Annotated in this window: 10 protein-coding genes and 2 pseudogenes; 8 read left to right on the top strand and 4 right to left on the bottom strand. The window is 66.4% G+C overall.

Features of this window, described 5'->3' with window-relative positions:
- Positions 1 to 275: 275 nt before the first annotated feature.
- From AC1DYS_RS18580 to AC1DYS_RS18545, 8 genes are all read left to right on the top strand, one after another.
- A complete protein-coding gene (locus tag AC1DYS_RS18580; RefSeq protein WP_477901782.1) occupies positions 276 to 1,034 on the top strand; it encodes an expansin EXLX1 family cellulose-binding protein in 759 nt (252 codons plus the stop codon).
- Between the two features lie 191 nt (positions 1,035 to 1,225).
- Positions 1,226 to 4,597, top strand: a complete 3,372-nt coding sequence (locus tag AC1DYS_RS18575) for an ATP-binding protein (RefSeq protein WP_477901780.1) — start codon at positions 1,226 to 1,228, stop codon at positions 4,595 to 4,597.
- On the top strand, positions 4,594 to 5,505 hold the full coding sequence (locus AC1DYS_RS18570; RefSeq protein ID WP_477901778.1) for a response regulator: 912 nt from the start codon (positions 4,594 to 4,596) through the stop codon (positions 5,503 to 5,505). The genes AC1DYS_RS18575 and AC1DYS_RS18570 overlap by 4 nt, the downstream gene beginning before the upstream one ends.
- Before the next feature lie 76 nt (positions 5,506 to 5,581).
- A complete protein-coding gene (locus tag AC1DYS_RS18565; RefSeq protein WP_477901776.1) occupies positions 5,582 to 6,931 on the top strand; it encodes an ABC transporter substrate-binding protein in 1,350 nt (449 codons plus the stop codon).
- Positions 6,932 to 7,053: 122 nt separating this feature from the next.
- Positions 7,054 to 7,914, top strand: coding sequence for an ABC transporter permease (locus AC1DYS_RS18560; RefSeq protein ID WP_477901774.1), 861 nt, complete (start codon positions 7,054 to 7,056; stop codon positions 7,912 to 7,914).
- 44 nt (positions 7,915 to 7,958) lie between these two features.
- Positions 7,959 to 8,810, top strand: coding sequence for an ABC transporter permease (locus tag AC1DYS_RS18555; RefSeq protein WP_477901928.1), 852 nt, complete (start codon positions 7,959 to 7,961; stop codon positions 8,808 to 8,810).
- 26 nt (positions 8,811 to 8,836) lie between these two features.
- On the top strand, positions 8,837 to 10,009 hold the full coding sequence (locus AC1DYS_RS18550; protein WP_477901772.1) for an ABC transporter ATP-binding protein: 1,173 nt from the start codon (positions 8,837 to 8,839) through the stop codon (positions 10,007 to 10,009).
- A 42-nt stretch (positions 10,010 to 10,051) separates the two neighbouring features.
- Entirely contained in the window at positions 10,052 to 11,068 is a 1,017-nt protein-coding gene (locus tag AC1DYS_RS18545) for an alpha/beta fold hydrolase (RefSeq protein ID WP_477901770.1), read from the top strand.
- Between the two features lie 24 nt (positions 11,069 to 11,092).
- Here the strand turns inward: AC1DYS_RS18545 and AC1DYS_RS18540 are convergent, their stop codons facing one another.
- The 4 genes and pseudogenes from AC1DYS_RS18540 to AC1DYS_RS18525 all read right to left on the bottom strand — a co-directional run bounded on the left by AC1DYS_RS18540 (position 11,093) and on the right by AC1DYS_RS18525 (position 16,739).
- Positions 11,093 to 13,327: a LamG-like jellyroll fold domain-containing protein gene (locus AC1DYS_RS18540; protein ID WP_477901768.1), complete on the bottom strand. Its 2,235-nt coding sequence runs from the start codon at positions 13,325 to 13,327 to the stop codon at positions 11,093 to 11,095.
- A 345-nt stretch (positions 13,328 to 13,672) separates the two neighbouring features.
- Positions 13,673 to 14,182, bottom strand: a pseudogene (locus AC1DYS_RS18535) (Bug family tripartite tricarboxylate transporter substrate binding protein); the annotation flags it as partial.
- Positions 14,183 to 14,207: 25 nt separating this feature from the next.
- Positions 14,208 to 14,618: pseudogene (locus AC1DYS_RS18530) on the bottom strand (Bug family tripartite tricarboxylate transporter substrate binding protein); the annotation flags it as partial.
- Between the two features lie 225 nt (positions 14,619 to 14,843).
- On the bottom strand, positions 14,844 to 16,739 hold the full coding sequence (locus tag AC1DYS_RS18525) for an AI-2E family transporter (protein ID WP_477901766.1): 1,896 nt from the start codon (positions 16,737 to 16,739) through the stop codon (positions 14,844 to 14,846).
- Positions 16,740 to 16,753: the final 14 nt, after the last annotated feature.

Here is a 16,753-nt window from a genome sequence, read left to right as displayed (position 1 = left end):
TCGAGAGCCGTGTCGTGCAGGGCGATGCAGTCAGCGACCGGGAACCATTCCTTGTGCGAAGAAATGTAGGGACATCACACCATGAGGACATGATTGACTTCTGACCAAGCTGTGACGGCGGCCAGTCAGTTTGTTAGCGGATGTCATGGCATGGCTTGCATCAAGGCTGCGCAGCACTGCCTGGTCGACGAAAATCCCCAGCCTTACCAACCGTCACGTGTGAACGGTGTGCATCTGCACAGAATGGCCACTTCGTTCACCGGCTCTCTTCGACCATGACCCACTTCGGACCGGTGCTGCGGCGCCTTGCCTGCATCGCAAGCTTCATCACCTTGGCCGCGTGCGGCGGTGGTGGTGGCAGCGACACGTCCACCACGACCTCAGGCAACAACGGCTCGGCCGGCTCCGGCAGCACAGGCACAACGACCACCACCGTGGCACTCGGCACGACGCACAACGGCGAAGGTACCTACTACGGCGCCACCGGCGAAGGCGCCTGCAGCTTCGACGCGAGCAGCAACCGCATGGTCGCGGCAATGAACCACACCGACTACGCCGGCAGCGCCGCCTGCGGCGAGTACGTCACCGTCACCGGCCCGAAGGGCACGGTCACCGTGCGCATCACCGACGAGTGCCCTGAATGCGCCGCTGGCGACATCGACCTCAGCGCCGAGGCCTTTGCGCTGATCGCCGACCCGGTGGCTGGCCGCGTGCCCATCAGCTGGCAGGTCGTGGCGGCTGAGCTGAGCAGCCCGGTGCAGTACCGCTACAAGGAAGGCTCCACGCGCTACTGGACGGCCATTCAGGTGCGCAACCACCGCCTGCCGATCGCCAAGCTCGAGATCCTGCCGAGCGGCAGCAGCAACTGGATCGAGGTGCAGCGCACCGACTACAACTACTTCGTCTACCCGACAGCGATCGAGTCTGGTTCGCTGCAGGTTCGCATCACGGCGAGCACCGGCGCGACGCTCAAAGACACCTTGCCCGAGCCGCAGGGCGGCCTGCTCGTCGAAGGCGCCGCACAGTTCCCCTGACGTTCCAGGGGTAGCCGCCGCAGCGCGGCTCAGCACAGGTTTTCACGGCGATCAGCGCACGGGAATACGCTGTTTGCCGTATCTGCCGAACCTGCGCGGTCACCCCATACTGGTGGCATGGTTCGCTTCCATTCGCCTGCAACGCGGCAGCCGCCACGAAGGCTGGTGGGCGCACCGGCGCGGCGCCTGCGGTGAGCCAGCAGCCGACCCAGCGCATCGTGCCGATCCGGCGCGAATACAACGCGTGGGTCGCGGATGAAACCATCGAAGACTATGCGTTGCGCTACACGCCGCACAGCTTCCGCAAGTGGAGCGAGTTCCGCGTCGCCAACACCGCGCTCGGCGCGATCTCGTTCCTGGCACTTGAAGCCATCGGCGCGACCATCGCGCTCGACTACGGCTTCTTCAATGCGTTCTGGGCGATCACGCTGGTCAGCCTGTTCATCTTCCTGACCGGCATCCCGATCAGCATCTACGCCGCACGCCATGCGGTCGACATCGACCTCCTCACCCGCGGCTCGGGCTTCGGCTACCTGGGGTCGACCTTCAGCTCGCTGGTCTACGCCTCGTTCACCTTCATCTTCTTCTCGCTCGAGGCGTCGATCATGGCCTCGGCGCTGGAGCTCGGGCTGGGCGTGCCGCTGTGGCTGGGCTACCTGATCTGTTCGGTGGTCGTGATCCCGCTCGTGATGTACGGCATCACGATGATCAGCCGCCTGCAGGCGTGGACACAGCCGCTGTGGCTGGTGCTGCTGGTGCTGCCCTATGCCTTCCTGATCTTCCGCTGGCCCGAGCAGCTGCACGGGCTGATGCACGCGTCGTACGGCATCAACGACGGGCACTTCGACTGGCTGCAGCTGGGGGCCGCGGCCACCGTCGTCGCGTCGATGGTGGCCCAGATCGGCCAGCAGGTCGACTCGCTGCGCTTCATGCCGCGGCCGCGCACGGGCCAGCCCTGGCGCTGGTGGGCCGCGGTGCTGGCTGCAGGCCCAGGCTGGATCGTCATCGGCGGCGCCAAGATGCTCGGCGGCGCGGTGCTCGCGTACCTGGCCGTGCGCCAGAACGTGCCGCCGTCCGAAGCCATCAAGCCGACGCAGATGTACCTGGTCGGCTTCGCGCAGGTGCTGCACGACCCGGCGTGGGTGCTCGCGCTGACCTGCCTGTTCGTCACGGTCTCGCAGATCAAGATCAACGTGACGAATGCCTACGCCGGCTCGCTCGCGTGGTCCAACTTCTTCGCACGGCTGACGCATGCGCACCCGGGCCGGCTGGTGTGGCTGGTGTTCAACGTGCTAATCGGCGTGGCGCTCATCAAGGTCGGCATCTTCGACGTGCTCGAAAGCATGCTGGGCTTCTACGCCAACTTCGCGGTCGCCTGGATCGGCGCGCTGGTGGCCGACCTCGTCGTCAACAAGCCGCTGGGGCTGAGCCCGGCCGGCATCGAGTTCAGGCGCGCCTACCTGCACGACGTCAACCCCGTCGGCTTCGTCTCGATGGGCCTGGGCACCGTGCTCGCGCTGAGCGCCTTCGTCGGCGTGTTCGGGCCGCTGGCGCAGGCCTTCAGCACCGGCATCGGCTTCGCCGTGGCGTTCTGCTGCGCGCCGCTGATGGCGTGGCTGACACGCGGTCGGTACTACATCGCGCGGCCGCCCGATGCACTGGGCCGCGGTGTGTCGCTGACCTGCGGCGTGTGCGAAAAATCGTACGAGTCGGAGGACATGGCGCACTGCCCCGCCTACGGCTGCAACATCTGCTCTCTGTGCTGCTCGCTCGACGCCCGCTGCGAAGACGTCTGCAAGCCGCGCTCGGGCCTGGGCCACCGCTTCAGCGAGGTCTTCAGCCAGTGGGCGCCGGGCCTGCTGCGCTTCGCGCGCACACGCCGCATGCACTACCTGCTGTGCATGCTGGCGCTGGCGCTGGTGCTCGGGGCGATCCTGTCGTTCATCGTCGCGCAGGAGACGCATGTGCTGCGCGAGCTGGCGCCCGGCTCGCCGGCCATCTGGCACCTGATGTGGATCAAGATCAGCTGCGCCGTGGTGCTGCTGGTGCTGGCCATCGGCTCGTGCTGGCTGCTGCTGACGTCTGACAGCCGGCGCGTGGCGCAAGACGAGTCCAACCGCCAGGCGCTGCTGCTGCGCGAGGAGATCCAGGCGCACGAAGTGACCGATGGCGAGTTGCAGGCGGCGCGCCAGGTGGCCGAGCAGGCCAACCTGGCCAAGAGCCGCTTCATCACCACCATCAGCCACGAGTTGCGCACGCCGCTCAACAGCATCCTGGGCTACGCGCAGATCCTCGAGCGCGACCTCGGCCTGCCGCCGAACCGGCGTGCCGCGCTGGAGGTCATCCGGCGCAGTGGCGACCACGTGGTCTCGCTGATCGACGGCCTGCTCGACATCGCGCGCATCGAGACCGGCCGCCTGACGCTGGTGAGCTCAGAGATCCGCTTCGCCGACTTCCTCACGCAGCTGGTCGACATCTTCCAGCTCGAGGCCAGGAACAAAGGCATCGCGTTCGCCTACCAACCCACTCTGCCGCTGCCGCCTGCGGTGCGCGGCGACAAGAAGCGCGTCGCGCAGCTGCTCATCAACTTGCTCGGCAATGCGGTGAAGTACACCGCGCGCGGGCAGGTGATCTTTCGCATCCGCTACGCCAACGAGATCGCCGTGTTCGAGATCGAAGACTCCGGCTCCGGCATCGCTGCGGGCGACCTTGATCGCATCTTCCTGCCGTTCGAGCGCGCGGCCGATGTTGCGAACCCTACTGCCGGTGGCGTCGGCCTGGGCCTCACGATCTCGCACATGCTGACCGGCCTGATGGGCGGCGATCTCTCGGTGCGCAGCGAGCTCGGCGTGGGCTCGTGCTTCACCGTGCGCCTGTTCCTGCCGTCGGTCGCGAACCCGCAGGGGCGCGTGGACACACCGGCTCCGCGCCACGTCGCCGGCTATGAGGGCGCGCCGCGCAAGGTGCTGGTGGTGGACGACGCCGCCGTCGACCGCCAACTGCTGAGTGACGTGCTGGAGCCGCTGGGCTTCGCGGTGATGCACGCGGCGTCGGGCATCGAGGCCCTGCGCGTGGCCGGCCAGTTCATGCCCGACCTGGTCCTGCTCGACATCGACATGCCCGAGCTCGACGGCTGGGAGACGGCACGGCTGCTGCGTGCCAACCGCATCTCCGACGCGCCGATCCTGATCGTGTCGGCCAACGCCTTCGACAGCGACCTGCGCAACGAAGTCGGCGTGGGCCGCGAAGACTTTCTCGTCAAGCCGCTGCGCATCGACGATCTTCTGGAACGCATGCGCCACAAGCTCGGCCTGGTGTGGACGACGAATGCGGATGCAGTGCCCGTTGACCCCGACGCCACGGCGCGCCGCCTGCCCGGCGCGAGCCTGTCGGTGCTGCAGGAACTCGGAGAGATGGGCTATGTGCGCGGCATCCTCGAAAAGCTCGACGAGCTGGATCAGCTCGACCCGGCCTACGCGGCGGTGACGCACACGCTGCGCAGCTGCGTGCAGCGCTTCGACCTCCAAGGCTTTGCGCGTGCGCTCGAAGAGGTGAAGGCATGACAACTAGCGTTGCAAGCACCGACCGCGATGGCAGCCCCGGCATCGTGCTGATCGTCGACGACGCGCCCGAGAACCTCGCGATGCTGCACGAGGCGCTCGACGCGGCGGGCTACCGCGTGCTGGTCGCAACCGACGGCTACATCGCGCTCGAACGCATCGCGCGGCTGCTGCCCGATGTGATCCTGCTCGACGCCATCATGCCGGGGCTCGACGGCTTCGAGACCTGCCGCCGGCTGAAGGCCGATCCGCTGAGCGCGCACGTGCCGGTGATCTTCATGACCGGACTGTGCGAGACGGGCCACATCCTCGCGGGCTTCCAGGCGGGTGGCGTCGACTACCTCACCAAGCCGATCAAGCCACCCGAGGTGCTGGCACGCATCGCGGCGCACCTGCGCAATGCGCAGCAGATGGCCAGCGCGCGCCAGGCCGTCGATGCCACCGGCCACGCGATGCTGTCGATCGATGCCAGCGGACACGTGCGCTGGCAATCGCCGGCAGCACGCGAATGGCTTCGCGCCTGGCTGACGGATGAGGGGCAGCTGCCGCGTGTGGCGACCACGTGGCTCGCGCAACGCGAACCGGAGGCCTTGGCGATCGTCGTCGAGGGCCGGCGCCTGAGCCTGTCCCGGCTGGCGGGCGACCTCACCGGCACCACGCTGCTGGTGCGCAAGCGCGCCAGTGCGCCCGAGCCACAGGCGCTCGCAGCAGCCTTCGGGCTGACGACCCGCGAAGCGGAAGTTCTCTATTGGGTGGCGTGCGGCAAGATCAACCGCGACGTCGGCGAGATCCTCGGCATGAGCCCGCGCACGGTCGACAAGCACCTGCAGCATGTCTTCGAGAAGCTGAGTGTCGAGACCCGCACGGCGGCGGCGTCGATGGCGCTCAACCACACGCCCTCGAGCTCTTGATCGCGCTCTTCGCGATCTCGCGTATTTCATCGGCCCGGTGTACTCGCGACACTGCTTCAACACCTGGAGGAAACCGATGAACCACGAGACCGATACCCCCGCGAACACCCCCTCTCTCGACGCTCACACGACTGCGGGCGGCACCAGCCGCCGAGGCGTGTTGAAGGCCGCGGCAGCCGTTGCCGGCAGCGCCCTCGCCGGTGCGCCGATCAGCGGCTTTCCGCAGATCATGAAGCGCGACTTCCAGGGAATCACGCTGCGCCACATCGGCGTGTCGTACGCGGTGCAGCGCGAGATCGGCGAGCAGGCATCGAAAGACCTCGGCTTCAAGATCGAGATGCAGAACCTCGACACCTCGGCCTCGATCACGCGCTTCGTGACGCAGCCGAACAGCGTCGACATCGCCGACATGGAGGGCTGGCAGGTCAAGGTCGCGATGGCGCGCGGCCTGCTGCAGGGCATCGACTCGAAGAAGATCAAGGAGTTCGGCGGCATCCTGCCGATCTTCACCACCGGCGTGTACGAGGGCCGCAAGATCTCGCGCCAGGGCATCTCGCCCTATGAGGTGATGTACACCGACGGCCCCGAGGCCAAGAAGATCCTCGAAGGCCAGCAGCAGTGGCTGACCTTCCTGCCGCAGGTCTTCAACGCCGATTCGCTGGGTTATCGCCCCGACAAGGTGGGCCGCGAAGTCACCGAGTGGAAGGACCTGATCGACCCGAAGTTCGCCGGCCGAGCCGCGATCCTCGACATCCCGAACATCGGCATCATGGACGCCGCGCAAGCGCTCGAGTCGCGCGGTGACCTGGTCTACGGCAACAAGGGCAACATGACGCGCAAGGAGATCGACATCACGATCAACGCGCTCATCGACCTGAAGAAGAAGGGTCACTTCCGCGCGTCGTGGAGCACCTTCGAACAGTCGGTCGAACTGATGGCCAGCGGCGAGGTGTTCATCCAGTCGATGTGGTCGCCGGCGGTGACCGCGGTGCTCGAGAAGGGCATCCCGTGCATCTACGCGCCGGTGGCGATCAAGACCACCGGCAAGGAAGGCTACCGCGGCTGGTGCAACGGCATGAGCCTGATGAAGCACCTGAGCGGCAAGAAGCTCGAGGCGGCCTACGAGTACCTCAACTGGTACTACTCCGGCTGGCAAGGCGCCTACGTGGCGCGCCACGGCTACTACAGCCCGGTGCCGCGCACGGCCAAATCCCAGATGACGCCGGCCGAGTTCGACTACTGGTACCTCGGCAAGCCGGCCGCCGACGTCATCAAGAGCGACCACGGTCAGCCGATCGCCGCCGTGGGCGCCGTGCGAGACGGCGGCTCGCTGGCACAGCGCTTCTCCAACATCGCCTGCTGGAACACGGTGATGGACGAGAACCAGTACATGGTCCAGCGCTGGAACGAGTTCAAGGCCGCGTGATGTGAGGCGGCGGGCACATCGCCCGCCCGTCCTCTTCTCTGCCCTTCCCCTTCCCGCTTGGATGGCCGCGGCGTGCGCACAGGCGCGCCGCAGGCCACCCCGGCCGTGTCAGGAACCACCTCATGCTTGCCCGCTACAAGCCCTACCTGCAACTCGCTCCGTTGACGCTGCTGCTGCTGCTGTTCGTCGCCGCACCGCTGTGTTTCGTGGTCGCAGTCAGCTTCTTCCGCACCGACGGCTTCGACACGATTCCGGCGTTCACCTTCGACAACTACGCCGCGGTGCTGAGCTCAGGCCTCACGGTCTCGCTGTACCTGAACATGATCAAGTACGCGTCGATGACCTGGGCCGCATCGCTGGTGCTGGGCTTCTTCGTGGCGTACTTCCTGGTCTTCCATGTGCGCAACCGCACCGTGGCGATCAGCCTCTTCCTGGTGTGCACCGTGCCGTTCTGGACGTCCAACGTGATCCGCATGATCTCGTGGATGCCTGTGCTGGCCGAACAGGGCGTGATCAACGGAGCACTGCTCAAGCTGGGCGTGATCGATTCGCCGCTGCGCATCCTGCTGTTCTCGGATTTCTCGGTGGTGCTGGCCTATGTGCACCTGTTCACCATCTTCATGATCGTGCCCATCTTCAACTCGATGAGCCGCATCGACCGCAACCTGTTCGAGGCCGCGCGCGACGCCGGCGCGGGCCGCTTCAAGACGCTGCTGCTGGTCGTGCTGCCGCTCACCAAGTCGGGCATCGTGATGGGTTCGATCTTCGTCGTCACGCTGGTGATGGGCGACTTCTACGTCGTCAAGGTGATGAGCGGCGGCGGCTCGGCCTCGGTGGTCTCGGCCATGTACGACAACGTCTCGACGCTGCTCTTCCCGCCGGCTGCGGCGTCGGCGGTGATCCTGCTGCTGGTCTTGACGGTACTCATCGCGGTGCTGACGCGCTTCGTCGACGTGCGGCAAGAACTCGTGCAGCAGAGGTGAGCGCCATGTCTGCCGTCATCCCTGCACCTGTCTCCGCTCCATCGATGGCGCCGGCATCGCGCCACGCCGCCGAAGCGCTCGCGCGGCCGTGGACCTTCTACGTTCTCACGGTCTTCTTCGCGACCTACGTGCTCTTCCTCTACGGGCCGATGCTGTGCATGTACGTGCTGTCGTTCCAGGGTGAACAGGGCGCCCTGTCATTCCCGATGCGCGGCGCGAGCCTGCACTGGTTCCATCAACTCTGGGAAGGCCGCAGCGCCGACATCAGCGGTGCCGTGTCGCGCTCGATCCCCCTCGCGTTGATCGTGATGGCCATCACCGTCATGTTCTCGGTTGCCGCAGGCCTGGGCTTTCGCCGCCGGGTGCGCGGCAGCAACGCGATCTTCTACGCGGTGATCGTGAGCCTGACCGCGCCGGGCTACATCCTCGGCATCGGCATCGGCTTGATGTTCAGCCTCTTCGGCTGGCAGACGAGCTGGTACACCTCGGCACTCGGCTCGCACCTGTCGTGGACCCTGCCCTTCGGCGTGCTGATCACCTTTGCCGTCTTCGGCCGGTTCGATGCTGCCTTCGAAGAGGCCGCACGCGACCTCGGCGCGAGCCCGGCGCAAACGCTGCGCCTGGTGGTGCTGCCGATCCTTGCGCCCGGAATCATCGCGATTGCGCTGTTCGGCTTCACGCTGTCGTACGACGAGTTCGCCCGCACGCTGCAGACCACCGGCCCGAACAACACCGTGCCGATCGAGATCTGGAGCATGACGCAGAACGTGACCTCGCCCACGATCTACGCGCTCGGCACCGTGACGACGGCGATCTCGTTCTTCTTCATCGGCGCGGCGATCCTCGCCGTCGTCGTGATCCAGCGGCGCCGGATCGCGCCTCGCCCCTCTCGATAACGCGGCAACGCGCAGCCATCATGTTCATGGACAACGCCCAATCCCTTTCTCCTGCCGCCGAGGCGCCAACACCCCAAGAGACGCGTGGCGGTGTCGTGCTGGCCGGCCTGACGAAACGATTCGGAGACGGCCCGCCCGCGGTCGACAGCATCGACCTGCGCATCGAGCCCGGCAGCTACTGCTGCCTGCTCGGGCCCAGCGGCTGCGGCAAGACGACGATGCTGCGCATGATCGCCGGCCACGAGACCGCCAGCGAGGGTGCGATCTTGATCGACGGGCAGAACGTCGTCGGCCGCTCGCCGCGCGAGCGCGGCACCGCGATGATGTTCCAGAACTACGCGCTGTTCCCGCACCTCTCGGTGCGCGACAACGTCGCATTCGCACTGCGGGTACGCGGTATCGACAAGCACGAGCGGCTGCGCGAGGCCGACCGCGTGATCGAGCAGGTGCAGCTGAGCGCACTGGCGAATCGCCTGCCGGGCCAGCTCTCGGGCGGCCAGCAGCAACGTGTCGCGCTGGCCCGCGCGATCATCATGCGGCCCACGGTGCTGCTGCTCGACGAGCCGCTGTCGGCACTCGACGAATTCTTGCGGTTGCAGATGCGCGGCGAGCTGCGCAGCATGCAGCGCGAGCTCGGCATCACTTTTGTCCACGTGACGCACACGCAGCTCGAAGCGATCGCGGTGGCGGACCAGGTGGTGGTGATGGACAAGGGCCGCATCGCCCAATCGGCCTCTCCGCGCGAGATCTACGCACAGCCGCGCACCGAGTACGTGGCCGCCTTCATCGGTGGGCAGAACGTGCTGCACGGGCGCGTTGCCGCCGTCACCGAATCGAGCATCACGCTGCAGGGCGCACAGGGAGATTGCTACCTGCTGCCGCACGACACCACCGCAGGCGGCACCGCAGTCACCACCGGCCAGAGCCTGTCGTTCGCGGTGCGCCGCGACCGCATGCGCGTGACCGGCGAACATGAGGCGCTGGTGCCTGCCCCCAACACGCTGCGCGGCCGCGTGCGCGAGCTCGAGTACCAGGGCATCTACATGAAGGTGAGCCTGGTGACCGACGACCCGGGCGTGCCGGGCTGCGTCGTCTATGTCGAAGAGAACACCTTCTTCAACGACCCGGTGAGCGTGGGCCAGCACGTGCGCTGCCACTGGGACGCGGCCGAGGCGCACAGCCTCGCTCCCATGGCCTGACCACCGCTCCATCCCTCCTCAACCAACGATGCAGGAACCCCCATGAAAGACTACCAACTGTTCGACCTCGGCGACGTGGTGCTGCAATGCAAGAAGACGCTGCGCGACGTCAAGCTGGCCTACAAGACCTATGGCACGCTGAACGCCGCCAAGGACAACGTGATCATCTATCCGACCTGGTACTCGGGCCAGCACTACGAGAACGAATGGCTGATCGGCAACGGCAAGGCGCTCGACCCCGACAAGTACTTCATCATCATTCCGAACATGCTGGGCAATGGCTTGTCGACATCGGCCAGCAACCACCCGGCGCCGTACAACAAGTCTCGCTTCCCGAACATCACCGCCTACGACAACGTGCGGCAGCAGCACCGCCTCGTGACCGAGCTCTTCGGCATCACGAAGGTGAAGCTGGTGACGGGTTGGTCGATGGGCGCGCTGCAGACCTACCACTGGGGCGCGCTGTACCCCGACATGGTCGAGCGCATCCTGCCATTCATGGGCTCAGCGAAATGCTCGCGCCACAACTTCGTCTTCCTCGAAGGCGCGAAGGCGGCTCTGCTCGCTGATGCGGCGTTCAAGGACGGCTGGTACGACACGCCGCCCGAGAAGGGCTTGCGCGCCTTCGGCCGTGTGTACGCGGGTTGGGGCTTCTCACAGGCCTTCTACCGCCACCAGCTCGATCTGGAAGCCATGGGCCATGCCTCGCTCGAGGACTTTCTGGTGGGCTTCTGGGAAGGCCTGTTCCTCAACCGCGATGCGAACAACCTGCTGACCATGCTGTGGACCTGGCAGAACGGCGACATCAGCAACAACGAGGTCTTCAAGGGCGACTTCGTGAAGGCACTCGGCGCGATCAAGGCCAAGGCGATCGTGATGCCCGCCTCGACCGACCTCTACTTCCCTCCGGCCGACAACGAGTTCGAAGTGAAGCACATGCCCAACGCCAGGCTGCAGGTGATCGACACCGACTGGGGCCACTTCGCCGGCGGCCCGGGCACCAGCCCGGCCGACATCAAGGTGCTGGACGACGCGCTGAAAGGACTGCTGGCCAGCTGAAGACAGCTGCTGGCAGAACAGCGATCAGGCGGCGGCCAGGGTCGCCATCGCGGCGGCCTCGAGTGCACCCTGGTAGATGCGGAAGTCGTCGACCTTGCCCTTCAGCAGCGGGTCGCTCGCATACTGCGAACGCCCGATCCAGCCGTCCATGCCCACGCCCAGACGGAACGGGGCGAAGTGCATGGCCGCGTTGCTGCCGACGGCCACGCCGTTGACGTGGAGGGTGCCCAGGTTTCCTGCGAGGGTGACCGCCACGTGGGTCCACACCCCTGTGGGCAGCGCGGCGCCGCCCACGATGTGCTCTGCCACGTAGCCGTGCTCGGTGTCGATCGTGAACTGAACGACGCCTCCACCGTTGCGCGGCGTGAGGAACATGCAGCGGCGCGGGCCGGAGCCAATGTCGAAGACGCGCGCCCACGCCGTGGATGCATCGAGGTAGACCCACGCGGCGATGGTGAAGTCGCTCAAGTCCCTGGTGACGTTGGCAGGCAGCGTGACGAAATCGCTGGTGCCGTCCAGCGTCCAGGCGCCGCCCTGCTGGCGGCCGGCGGTCCACCCTGCGGCGCGCGTGAGCTTGCTGGCAGGCCAGTGCCCGGTTGCGTCGGCAGCAGACAGGCCGGTACTTTCATCGAACTTGAGGTGCAGCGACAACTGCGGAAGCATGGCGACCGCCACCTCGTTGGAGACCGCGCTTTCGCCAGAGGCGCTGACCGCAGTCACGACATACCAGACGGAAGCGGGAGGCGATGGGTCGGTCCAGGTCAGCAGGTCGTTCACGCCAGTGGCCATGACCGTGTAGGGCCCGCCGGAGCTGGTGGCGCGCTTGACGTTGTATGAGATGGCGTCCGGTGCGCCCCACCACGACAGCTCGACCTGGCTGGCTTGGCGCCGCGCGGTTAGCCCGCTCGGGCGGCCACCGGCCACCGGGTCGCGTGCGAACGTGAGCGTGCCGAAGCCCAACTGGTCGCCATTGCCACCGTCGTACTCGGGGCGCATTTGCAGGGCCTGCTGCTTGACGTACCTGGCAGCCACACCCAGGCGGCCTTCGTAGTGATGCAGCGCCGACTCCCAGACCGGCCGCTTGGCCCCAAGGGCTGCCGGAGACACGCCCGTGGACACGCCCTGCTTGTTGGCATACGTGAGATAGGGGACCACGTTGAACGCGTCGTTCGCATCCTTCAAGTTGGACTTGGCCACGTACTCCACGCCGGTGAGGAACCGGTTGTTGTCATAGCTGTAGAAGTCGTCTCCCTGGTTCCACGCCATCTCCATGAACGCGCCGGCAAGGCCCACGCCGAGCGTGGCGTGGCCCTGGTCGCGGCCGCTTTCCTGTGCCTGGCCGAGGTAGCCCGGGTGCACGTGGTAGACGGCCTGCAGGCCGGCGCCATTGCCCTGGCCGTTGCGGTAGTAGTTGATGGCCTCGTTGTAGATGTCTTCGCGATCGCACAACACACCGACGGCCAGCACGCAGGCGATGTTGCACTGGTCCCAGTTGGCCCAGTAGTTCGTGATGACGGCGCCGTTGTGCTCGCGCAGGAAGCGGCTGCTGAGCGGATAGAACACCTCGAGCATCATCTTCTGGAAGCGCGCGAAGTCGGCCGCTGCCCAGCCCGAATAGGTGCGCATGATCTCGGCGGCGTTGGCGAACTGCCAACCGTAGATGCCGGCCGCCAGGTAGCGGTCGGCATTGCCGGTGATCTCGGTCAGCGTCGACGACCAGGCATTGAGGAACAGCACAGCCCGCTCGGCGTAGGCGGTGTCGCCCGAGACCTTCCAGCGTAGTGCCAGCTGGTAGCTGCGGGCGACGTCGATGTAGAGCTGCGCGAAGTTCGAGCCGTCTCCGCCACGCACCACCGTGGCGAGCGGACGCGGCGTTCCGCCGAGCTGGCTGCGGCTGTTGGAGATCAGTGCCGTCCATCCATCGAGCCAGGGCTGCGCTTGCGCGGCCACCTTCTCGCGCATGCGCTTGAAGTCAGCGTCGGTGTGCAGCAGCCCGGGGTGAACAAAGGTGCGAGCCGATGCGGGCGCCGGCGCGGGCGCGGGCGCGGGTGCAGGAGCGGGGCCAGGTGCGGGTGCGCCACCGGTACCGGAGCCTGGAGCGGGCGCCGGTGCCGGTGCCACCGAAACCGACTCACCATTGCCATCGCCACTATTTTCGGAATCACCGCAGCCCGGCAGGGCAGCCAGCAGCGGTGCGGCACCGAACGCCTGAAGGAGGGCGCGGCGTTTCAGTGCAACAGGGGCGTCGTTCGATGACATGGATCTTCCGGTGGTCGTGATCAATCGCTCACCGCACGCAAGCCATGTGCCGAAAAGGGTGATCCGATCGCCATTCCGGCGAGGTGTGAAGACTTTGTTGCAAGTGGCCAGAATGTGAGCTCAGACGCTGCGATCAGCGGCACACGAACCGACCACATTGGTTCTCATGTGACGAGACAGGACCGCACCGAAAGCGCAACGCGCCGGGTCCGCTTCTTGATTTCCGCGTCGGCAGGTTCCGCGTGTGACGCATGCCACGAACCGGTGCACACCACTGCACGTGGTTCTCACCCCGCCGCTTCACCCCTCTGCGCCGCCCAGCCGATGCCATGTAGGCGAAGGTGATCAGTCGACCGTCGCGCCGGAGAACTTAACGACATCTGCCCACTTCTTGATGTCCTCGTCGAGCAGCGCGGCAAAACGCTCCGGCGTACCACCCAGCGGCGTGTAGCCCATGGCCACCAGCCGATCGCGGAGGGCCGACGTGTTCAGCGCCGCGTTGACGGCCTGGTTCACTTTCATGGCGATGTCGGGCGGCGTGCCTTTGGGTGCGACCAGCCCGAACCACGTCTCGGACACCAGCTTGGGCAGGCCGAGCTCCCTGGTGGTGGGTACGTCGGGCAGCACGTCGGACCGCTTGTCGGCCATCAGCGCCAAGGCACGCAGACGCCCTTCCTTCACGAAAGGCGCTGCAGCGGCAACGCCCGGAAAGGCCAGCTGCAACCGATCGCCGAGCAGGTCGTTGAACACTGCGCCCGGTGACGCATAAGGCACGTGCACCATGAACACGCCGACCGTCTTCTTGTACAGCTCGCCGGACAGGTGGTACGAACTTCCGCTGCCGGTGGAGCCGAAGTTGAGCTGTCCCCGGGCGGGTCTTGGCGTAGGCCGTCAACTCCTTGAGCGTCGACACTGGCAGACTCGGATGGACGACGACGATGTTGGGCAGTGAGCCGATCAACACCAGCGGATCGAGGTCCTTCTGTGGGTGGTAGGGCTTGGCGTGGTACAGCGTGACGGCCGACACCAGCGTGCCGGCCCAACCCAGCATCAGTGTGTAGCCGTCGGGCGGGGACTTAACGGCGGCCACGGCACCCACATTGCCGTTGGCGCCAGGCCGGTTCTCCACCAGAAAGGTCTGGCCGAAGGTTCGGCCCAGCTCTTCGGAGACGAGACGAGCTAGCGGGTCCGCACTGCCGCCGGGCGCTGCTGGCACGATGATGCGCACCGGCTTGGCGGGCCAGACCTGCGCTTGCGCGAGGCCCGTTGCAAGGGCCAGGGACGACACCATGATCAGGCACTTGAGCCACGCCTGGCGTTCGGGGCGGCGATGCGGGCCTGTGCTTCTTCGAGCGGTCATCTATGGCTCCTGTTCAGCGAATGCGCTCCAGGTTCACGCCGTGCAGGATGTACTTGAAGCCTTTGCCCTCTTCGCCGATGCGGTCTTCTGGTGGGATCCCACCTGAGCGACCCGGTGGACGCGACCGAGGCTCAGGCCAAGGTCTGACTTTCCCGCTCAGGTTGAGATCGAAGGCGTACGAGCACCGGCCACCCGAGACTGCAGTTCGTGCACCACCTGCTCATACGAGCTGACCATCTGGTCGATGGTCGCGCGCAGTTCTGCCTGCGCAGGGTTCTCTGACAGCCCCGGAATCAGCAGCGCCATGACGTACGCGTCAGGCGCCTCCGATCGGACCTGGCGACTCAACTGAACGCCGGTGTCCGACGGGTCGCCTCCCATCATCGTGACGAGGCAGACCGTGCTGATCGCCGACGCGTGCGTGCGTGGGTACCGAGACGCGTGCAGGTCTTCGGCCGTGAGATGCAGCGCATCCATGTGCAAAGCCCGCAGGATGCGCACCAGAATCTCCGTGGCGAGGTCATCACCGGGCAAGCCCATGCCGACGCACACAACGATCGAATCCGCATCGGGCGATACCTGCGCTTCGGTGCGCTGGCGCAGCATCCGCTGCTGAAGCAGCAGGCGCCCAGAGCCCACCTCTTCCAGCACCGTCTTTCGCTTCGGGTTGAAGAGAGGGTCACGCTCTGCTCCGTTGAGCGCTTCGACCACCTGCACGATGGCGTCGCGCAACTCGGCCTGCTGCCGCAGCGTGATCTGGCCTTTCGCGTAGTCGGCGCGGCTGAGCCGCAATGCGGGCATCAGCACGGTGTCGCAGTAGGCCGCGAACGACCAGCGCCGCAGGTACTGGCGTGCGCCCGCAATGATCTCGTCTGCGTCCCCTGACAAGGCGCGTTGGTAGAACTTCTGGGCCATCGTCAGCGCCGGGCCGTCGCCCAGAACGATGTCGAGGAACCCGAGAGATTCGGCGTGGCGCCCCGCGACCGCCAGGCACAGCGTCAACGGCGTCGCGATGATGACGCCCACCGGCCCCCACAGCCAGCCCCAGAACAGCGTGGCCAACACGATGGAAAGCGGGGACAGCCCGGTCGCCTGCCCATAGACGCGCGGTTCGATCACATGCGAGGTGATCAGGTCGACCGTCAGGAAGACGATGCCCGTCAGCGACATGAGCGTCCAGCCATCGGTGGCGGCCAGTGCCAGCAGCATCGCGAACACGCCGGCAACCAGCACGCCCACATACGGCACGAAGCGCAACAAGGCGGTGAGCGCTGCGACGAGAGCCGCTTCCGGCAAACCGATGCAAACAAGCGCTGCCCAGATGACCAGCCCGAAGCCAATGTTGACGGCGATCTGGCGTGCCAGGTAACGCGAGAGCCGTTCGCCGGCGTCGTTAAGGGCCGACGTGGTCGCGCGCACATCGCTGCCGCCAACCAGGCGAATGAACCGGTCCCGAAGCGACTCTCTCTCCAGCAGCAGGAAGATGAGCACGACGACCACGATGCCCGCACCACCGATCGGCCCCCACAGCCAGCCCACCAGCCGCTGAAGCCGCTCCATGGATGCAGGCTTCGGAGGGCGCACTTCGACCGGGATCGCCTGAGCCGACCGCACAGCTGACTTCGGTTCGAGCTTTGCCGCATCCGCATCAGCGCTGCTGGAGCCAACGGGGTCGAGCAGCTTCTCGGCGGCGTCCCACGTCTTCTCCATCGGCGACAAGGCCAGGATTCGCAGGGACCGCAAGTTCTTCTCGAGCGTGGCCTGATAGGCCGGGAGGCTCGCGGCCATCCGCAGCGCGTGGGCGCCGATCAAGCCGGCCAGCATCGACAACACGACCACGGTGCAGGCCACGGCGCCTAGCACCGATGACACGTGGCCCATGCCAATGTGACGCAGCTTGCGAACCAGCGGGCTGATCGCAAAACACAGCAGCACCGCCAAGGTCACCGGCACGAGGATCTGGCGCCCCAGGTAGAGCAGCGCCAGCGCAGCCGAAGCGGCCAGCACGCCGAGGGCCGCGCCCCATGCGCGAGGCAGCTGCCGCGCGTGCACAGCAGCTCCTGAAG

The sequence above is a fragment of the Rhizobacter sp. P2_G4 genome, assembly GCF_056403575.1.
Note: the sequence above shows the minus strand (reverse complement) of the source record. Positions and strands in the feature narration are given on the sequence as shown.

Bases quoted from the DNA above. Each gene is read 5' to 3' on its own strand.
- AC1DYS_RS18555 (WP_477901928.1), top strand. From the start codon at position 7,959: ATGGCGCCGGCATCGCGCCACGCCGCCGAAGCGCTCGCGCGGCCGTGG.
- AC1DYS_RS18545 (WP_477901770.1), top strand. From the start codon at position 10,052: ATGAAAGACTACCAACTGTTCGACCTCGGCGACGTGGTGCTGCAATGC.
- AC1DYS_RS18580 (WP_477901782.1), top strand. From the start codon at position 276: ATGACCCACTTCGGACCGGTGCTGCGGCGCCTTGCCTGCATCGCAAGC.
- AC1DYS_RS18550 (WP_477901772.1), top strand. From the start codon at position 8,837: ATGGACAACGCCCAATCCCTTTCTCCTGCCGCCGAGGCGCCAACACCC.
- AC1DYS_RS18570 (WP_477901778.1), top strand. From the start codon at position 4,594: ATGACAACTAGCGTTGCAAGCACCGACCGCGATGGCAGCCCCGGCATC.
- AC1DYS_RS18565 (WP_477901776.1), top strand. From the start codon at position 5,582: ATGAACCACGAGACCGATACCCCCGCGAACACCCCCTCTCTCGACGCT.
- AC1DYS_RS18540 (WP_477901768.1), bottom strand. From the start codon at position 13,327: ATGTCATCGAACGACGCCCCTGTTGCACTGAAACGCCGCGCCCTCCTT.
- AC1DYS_RS18560 (WP_477901774.1), top strand. From the start codon at position 7,054: ATGCTTGCCCGCTACAAGCCCTACCTGCAACTCGCTCCGTTGACGCTG.